Source organism: Thermobifida cellulosilytica TB100 (assembly GCF_001517975.1).
GTDB classification, from domain to species: Bacteria; Actinomycetota; Actinomycetes; order Streptosporangiales; family Streptosporangiaceae; genus Thermobifida; species Thermobifida cellulosilytica.
The window spans coordinates 543753-549943 of record NZ_KQ950180.1 but is presented as its reverse complement, the minus strand read 5'-3'; the positions used below and the strand labels follow the sequence as shown (position 1 = coordinate 549943).

Sequence of the window (6191 nt, the reverse complement as noted above, 5' to 3'; positions counted from 1 at the left end):
CCAGGATCTCCGAGATGGGGTAGCGCTGTTCGCGGCGCACGGCCATGAACATGCGCGGCATGAGCGGGAAGTGGAAGGCCATGTGGCACTCGTCGCCGCCGGACTCGTGGTCCCCGAAGTAGTCCACCACGTCGGCCGGCCACTGGTTGGCCTCGCTCAGCAGCACCCGGTCGGGGTAGAGGCGGTCCACCTCGGCGCGGATGCGTTTGAGGAACTCGTGGGTCTCCTTGAGGTTCTCGCAGTTGGTGCCCTCGCGTTCGTACAGGTAGGGCACGGCGTCCAGGCGGAAGCCGTCGATGCCCAGGTCCAGCCAGAAGCGCATGACCTCCAGGACGGCCTCCTGCACGGCCGGGTTCTCGAAGTTGAGGTCGGGCTGGTGGGAGAAGAAGCGGTGCCAGTAGTACTGGCCGCGCACCTCGTCGTAGGTCCAGTTGGACTGCTCGGTGTCGACGAAGATGATGCGGGCGTCGGCGTAGCGTTCGGTGGTGTCGGACCAGACGTAGAAGTCGCCGTAGGGGCCGTCGGGGTCCTCGCGGGAGGCCTTGAACCAGGGGTGCTGGTCGCTGGTGTGGTTCATGACCAGGTCGGTGATGACCCGGATGCCGCGTTCGTGGGCTTTTTCCACCAGTTCGACGAAGTCGGCGATCTGGCCGAACTCGGGCAGGATCTTCATGTAGTCGGAGATGTCGTAGCCGCCGTCGCGCAGCGGGGACTCGTAGATCGGCAGCAGCCACAGGCAGTCGATGCCGAGCCACTGCAGGTAGTCGAGCTTCTCGATGAGACCGCGCAGGTCCCCGGTACCGTCCCCGTTGGAGTCGTAGAAGCCGCGGACCAGGACCTCGTAGAACACCGCGTGCTTGTACCAGTAGGGATCACGCGGCTTCTCGTGGGAGAACGTGTCCGGGACGGACACGAGAGGCGTGCGGCTGGTGCCGGAAACCGGCTCGGGTGTGGTCATCGACTTCTCCACCTGTGTTGGCTGTCCACTGGGTTCCCACAGGACTCCGGGTGCGGGTGTGATGCGGCCGGGTCCTAGGCAGAGGTGACTGTGAAGATGTGAGCGGTCTGGACGTGCGGGTCGAGGCGGACGTAGTTGGCCCCTACCCAGTGATACGAGTCCCCCGACAACTGGTCGGTGACCGTGATGTGGGCGTCCGGTGCGAGGCCGAGCGCGGGCATGTCGAGCCACACGGTCGCTTCGCGCGTGTGGTGCGGGTCGAGGTTGGCGACGACCAGGACGACGTCGTCGGGGCCCTGGCCGGTGGCCAGCCGCTTCGAGTAGCAGATGATCTCGGGCTGGTCGACGTGGTGGAACCGCAGGTTGCGCAGTTCCTGGAGCGCCGGGTGGCTGCGCCGCAGGTGGTTGAGCTTGCGGATCAGCGGGGTGATGGTGATCCCGGCGGCCTCGGCCGCCTCCCAGTCGCGCGGCCGGTACTGGTACTTCTCCGAGTCGAGGTACTCCTCGCTGCCCGGCCGCAGCGCCCGGTTCTCGCACAGCTCGTAGCCGGAGTACACGCCCCAGGTCGGGGAGAGCGTGGCGGCGAGGATCGCCCGGACCTCGAACGCCGGGCGCCCGCCGTGTTGCAGGTAGGCGTGCAGGATGTCGGGGGTGTTGACGAAGAGGTTGGGCCGCATGTAGGCGGCCGCCTCACCGGTGAGCTCGGTGAGGTACTCCTGGAGCTCCTCCTTGGTGGTGCGCCAGGTGAAGTAGGTGTAGGACTGGTGGAACCCGATCTTGGCCAGGGTGTGCATCATCGCGGGCCGGGTGAACGCCTCGGCGAGGAAGATGACGTCGGGGTCGGTGGCGGCGATGTCGGCCAGCAGCCGCTCCCAGAACGCCACTGGCTTGGTGTGCGGGTTGTCCACGCGGAAGACGCGCACGCCGTGGGACATCCAGTACCGCACGATCCGGCGCACCTCGGCGAAGATCCCCTCGGGGTCCTTGTCGAAGTTGAGCGGGTAGATGTCCTGGTACTTCTTGGGCGGGTTCTCCGCGTAGGCGATCGAGCCGTCGGCGCGGACCGTGAACCACTCGGGGTGCTCCTTGACCCACGGGTGGTCGGGGGACGCCTGGAGGGCCAGGTCGAGGGCGACCTCCAGGCCGAGTTCGCGGGCGCGGGCGACGAAGGCGTCGAAGTCCTCGACGGTGCCCAGGTCGGGGTGGACCGCGTCGTGCCCGCCCTCGTAGGAGCCGATCGCCCAGGGCGACCCGGGATCGCCCGGCTGGGCGACGGGCGCGTTGTTGCGGCCCTTGCGGAAGGAGTGGCCGACCGGGTGGATCGGCGGCAGGTAGACGACGTCGAAGCCCATGTCGGCGATGGCGGGCAGGCGCCTGGCCGCGGTGGCGAAGGTGCCGGAGCGGGGCTCGCCGTCCTCGGTGTCGAGCACCGCGCCCTCCGAACGGGGGAAGAACTCGTACCAGGAGCCGAACAGCGCGCGCCGACGGCTGACCGTCACGGGGAAGCGCCTGGACCGGGTGACGAGCTCGCGCAGCGGGCGCCGGGCCAGTTCGCTGCGGACGAGGTCGGAGAGGGCGAGGTCCAGCCGTTCGTGCGCGGGCCGGGAGTCGTCCCGCAGGGCCGCGGCGATCTCGGCGATCGCGGGGCGGCGCGGGACGCGCCGGGCGACGCGGTCGAGCAGGCGGGCGCCCTCCTCCAGCACCAGGTCCACGTCCTCGCCGAGCGGGATCTTGATCTCGGCGTCGTGGCACCAGGTGGCGTACGGGTCGCTCCACGCCTCGATGACGAAGGACCAGCGCCCCTCGGAGGTGACGGTGACCTGGGCCTCGTAGCGGTCGGTGCCCGGGGCGATCTCGCGGAGGGGGACGAGCGGCTGGCGCCTGCCCTCGGGGGTGTAGAGGACGACGCCTGCGCCGAGGGCCTCGTGGCCCTCGCGGAACACGGTCGCGCGCACGGGGAAGGTCTCGCCGACGACGGCCTTGGCCGTCCCGGCCTCGACCACGGGCGAGACGTCGAGAATGGGAATTCGTCCGATCACGGGTACACCATCGAGAGGTTGCGGTACGGGCGGTCAGGTGGGCTGTGGGGTGGTGGAGTGCGGGTAAGGCGAACAGGTCCCAAAGACCCCAAAATCGGGTTTTGGGATGAGTCGGGTTGAGTTGCTCCTACTGTCTATCGTCAGTCTGAATTCTCCGCTCTCCGACAGTCCGGAGGGATTTATTTTTGTGAGACTAGTCACAGTGCGACTGCTTGGACAAGTGGCGCGCCCGAAGGTTGACGGAAACAAAAGCAGTGGCGGGGCGGAGAGGGGAGTCGGCTGCTCCGAACCGCTCCCACCTGCACTCTTGCCGTGATCATCGGGTAAACGACACGAAACGTGGAAGAATCCTCCGCGTCACAGGAGAGGGCTATTATTGGCGCGCCCGCGCGGTTCTCGCGCTTTGGTCAAAAGATTTCCTGAGGCAGGCAAAGAAGGCTTCAAAAATTTCCGGAACGGAGGATCTGCGGTTGTACCGCGCGATTTGCCGGTATCTGTGGCGCGACGGCGTGGAAGGCTCGCATAAGACCGGTCTGCTGGTTAGCCTCCAGTTTCGTGAAGGCCATTCGTAGGTTCACCGTCCGCACTGTTCTGCCCGACGAGCTGACCGCACTGGGCAGGCTCGCCGCCAACCTGCGCTGGGCGTGGCACGCCCCCACGCGCGCCGTGTTCGCCGCGGTCGACCCCCGGCTCTGGGAGGCCGTCGGGCACGACCCGGTCCGGCTGCTCGGCGAGGTCTCCCCGGAGCGGCTTCGGGAGCTCGCCGGCGACGCGGGCTTCCGCGCCCGCCTCGACGAGGCGGCCGCCGACCTCGACCGCTACCTGGACGCCCCCCTGTGGTACCAAGGGCTCGCGGACGGCCCGGCCCCGCCGCCCGCGGCGATCGCCTACTTCTCCGCCGAGTACGGCCTCGACGCCTCGCTGCCGCAGTACTCCGGCGGGCTGGGCATCCTCGCCGGCGACCACCTCAAGAGCGCCAGCGACCTGGGGGTCCCGGTGATCGGGGTGGGCCTGCTCTACCGGCACGGCTACTTCTCCCAGTCCCTGTCGCCCGAGGGGTGGCAACTGGAGCGCTACCCCGAGATCGACCCGCGCGGCCTGCCCATGACCCGTCTGGAGGACGGCGGGAGGCCGGTCGCGGTCACCGTCGCCCTGCCCGACCACCGCGTGATGCGCGCGCACGTGTGGGTGGTGCGCGTGGGCCGGGTCCCGCTGCTGCTGCTGGACACCTACCAGGAGGACAACGAGCCGGAGCTGCGCGGGGTCACCGGCCGCCTCTACGAGGGCGGCAACGAGCAGCGGCTGCGCCAGGAGCTGCTGCTGGGCGTCGGCGGGCTGCGCGCGGTGCGCGCCTACTGCGCCCGCACCGGCCACCCCGAGCCCGAGGTCTTCCACATGAACGAGGGGCACGCCGGGTTCCTGGGCCTGGAGCGGCTGCGCGAGTACATCGAGACCGCCGGGCTCGACTTCGACGAGGCTCTGGAGGCCACCCGGGCCGGCACGGTGTTCACCACCCACACGCCGGTGCCCGCGGGCATCGACCGCTTCCCCCGCGCGCTGGTGGAACGCCACTTCAGCGGCACCGCGGCGCTGCCCGGCCTGCCGGTGGAGCGGATCATGGCGCTGGGCGCCGAGACCTACCCGGGCGGCGACCCCGACGTGTTCAACATGGCCGTGATGGGCATGCGGCTCGCCCAGCGGGTCAACGGGGTGAGCAGGCTGCACGGCGCGGTCAGCCGCGAGATGTTCGGCGGGCTGTGGCCCGGCTTCGACGTCGACGAGGTCCCCATCACCTCGATCACCAACGGGGTCCACGCCGCGACCTGGGTGTCGGAGGAGGCGCTGGAGGCGGCCCGGTCCCTGGTCGCCGACCCCGGGGAGTTCGACACGCCGCGGGGCTGGGAGCGGGTCGCCGGGACGAGCGGCGAGGAGCTGTGGCGGATGCGCCGGGTCCAGCGCGAGCGGCTGGTCGCCGAGGCCCGCGCGCGGCTGCGCGCCTCGTGGCTACAGCGCGGGGCCTCCGAGGCCGAACTCGCCTGGGTCGACGGCGTGCTGGACCCGGACGTGCTCACCATCGGCTTCGCCCGCCGGGTGCCCTCCTACAAGCGGCTCACCCTGATGCTGCGCGACCCCGAGCGCCTCACCGCGCTGCTGCGCCACCCGGAACGGCCCGTCCAACTGGTCATCGCGGGCAAGGCGCACCCCGCCGACGAGGGCGGCAAGCGGCTCATCCAGGAGATCGTGCGGTTCAGCGACGACCCCCGGGTGCGGGACCGGATCGTCTTCCTGCCCGACTACGACATGGCGCTGGCCGGGGCCCTGGTGCGCGGCTGCGACGTGTGGCTGAACAACCCGCTGCGGCCCCTGGAGGCGTGCGGCACCTCCGGGATGAAGTCCGCGCTCAACGGCGGGCTCAACCTGTCGGTGCGGGACGGCTGGTGGGACGAGTGGTTCGACGGCTCCAACGGCTGGGCGATCCCCACCGCCGACGGGGTGAGCGACCCCGACCGGCGCGACGACATCGAGGCCGCGGCGCTGTACGACCTGATCGAGGAGCAGGTCGCACCGCTGTTCTACGAGCGCGACGAGGCGGGGCTGCCCCGGCGCTGGCTGGAGATGGTCCGGCACACGCTGGTCTCGCTGGGGCCGAAGGTGCTGGCCACCCGCATGGTCCGCGAGTACGTGGAGCGGCTCTACCGGCCCGCCGCGCTCTCCTCGCGGCGGCTCACCGCCGACGGGCAGCGCGGGGCCAGGGAGCTGGCGGCCTGGAAGCGGAAGGTGCGCCGGGCCTGGCCGGGGGTGCGCATCGAGCACGTCGAGGTGTCCGGCAGGGGGGAGCCGCCGCAGGTGGGCGGGGAGCTGGTGGTGCGCGCCACCCTGGTGCTGGGCGACGTCGACCCCGCCGACCTGTGCGTGGAGGCGGCGCTGGGGCGCGTCGGCGCCTCCGACGAGCTGGTGGACCCGTCCTACACCGAGCTGTCGCCGCTGGAACCGCAGGACGTCACGTGGCCGCTGGTGCGCTTCGCCGGGACGGTGCCGCTGGACCGCGCCGGGGCCTGCGGCTACACGGTGCGGGTGCGGCCCAGGCACCCGCTGCTGGCCCACCCGGCGGAGACGGGACTGGCCGTGGTCCCCGAGCCCGCCGCGGGGGTGGGCAGCCTGGTGCTGCGCTGACCACTGAACGCGCTGCGGCC

3 protein-coding genes are annotated in these 6191 nt (G+C 70.7%); 1 reads left to right on the top strand and 2 read right to left on the bottom strand.

Going from position 1 to position 6191, the window contains the following annotated elements:
• The coding region (locus AC529_RS02295; RefSeq protein ID WP_269745518.1) for an alpha-amylase family glycosyl hydrolase at positions 1-958 on the bottom strand (958 nt) is incomplete at its 3' end.
• A 74-nt stretch (positions 959-1032) separates the two neighbouring features.
• Positions 1033-2997 carry an alpha-1,4-glucan--maltose-1-phosphate maltosyltransferase gene (locus AC529_RS02290; RefSeq protein WP_083947873.1) on the bottom strand — a complete coding sequence of 655 codons (1965 nt, stop codon included), beginning with the start codon at positions 2995-2997 and terminating at the stop codon, positions 1033-1035.
• A 555-nt stretch (positions 2998-3552) separates the two neighbouring features.
• Between AC529_RS02290 and glgP the strand changes: the two genes are divergently transcribed.
• Positions 3553-6171: an alpha-glucan family phosphorylase gene (gene glgP, locus AC529_RS02285; protein WP_068753255.1), complete on the top strand. Its 2619-nt coding sequence runs from the start codon at positions 3553-3555 to the stop codon at positions 6169-6171.
• Positions 6172-6191 lie beyond the last annotated feature (20 nt).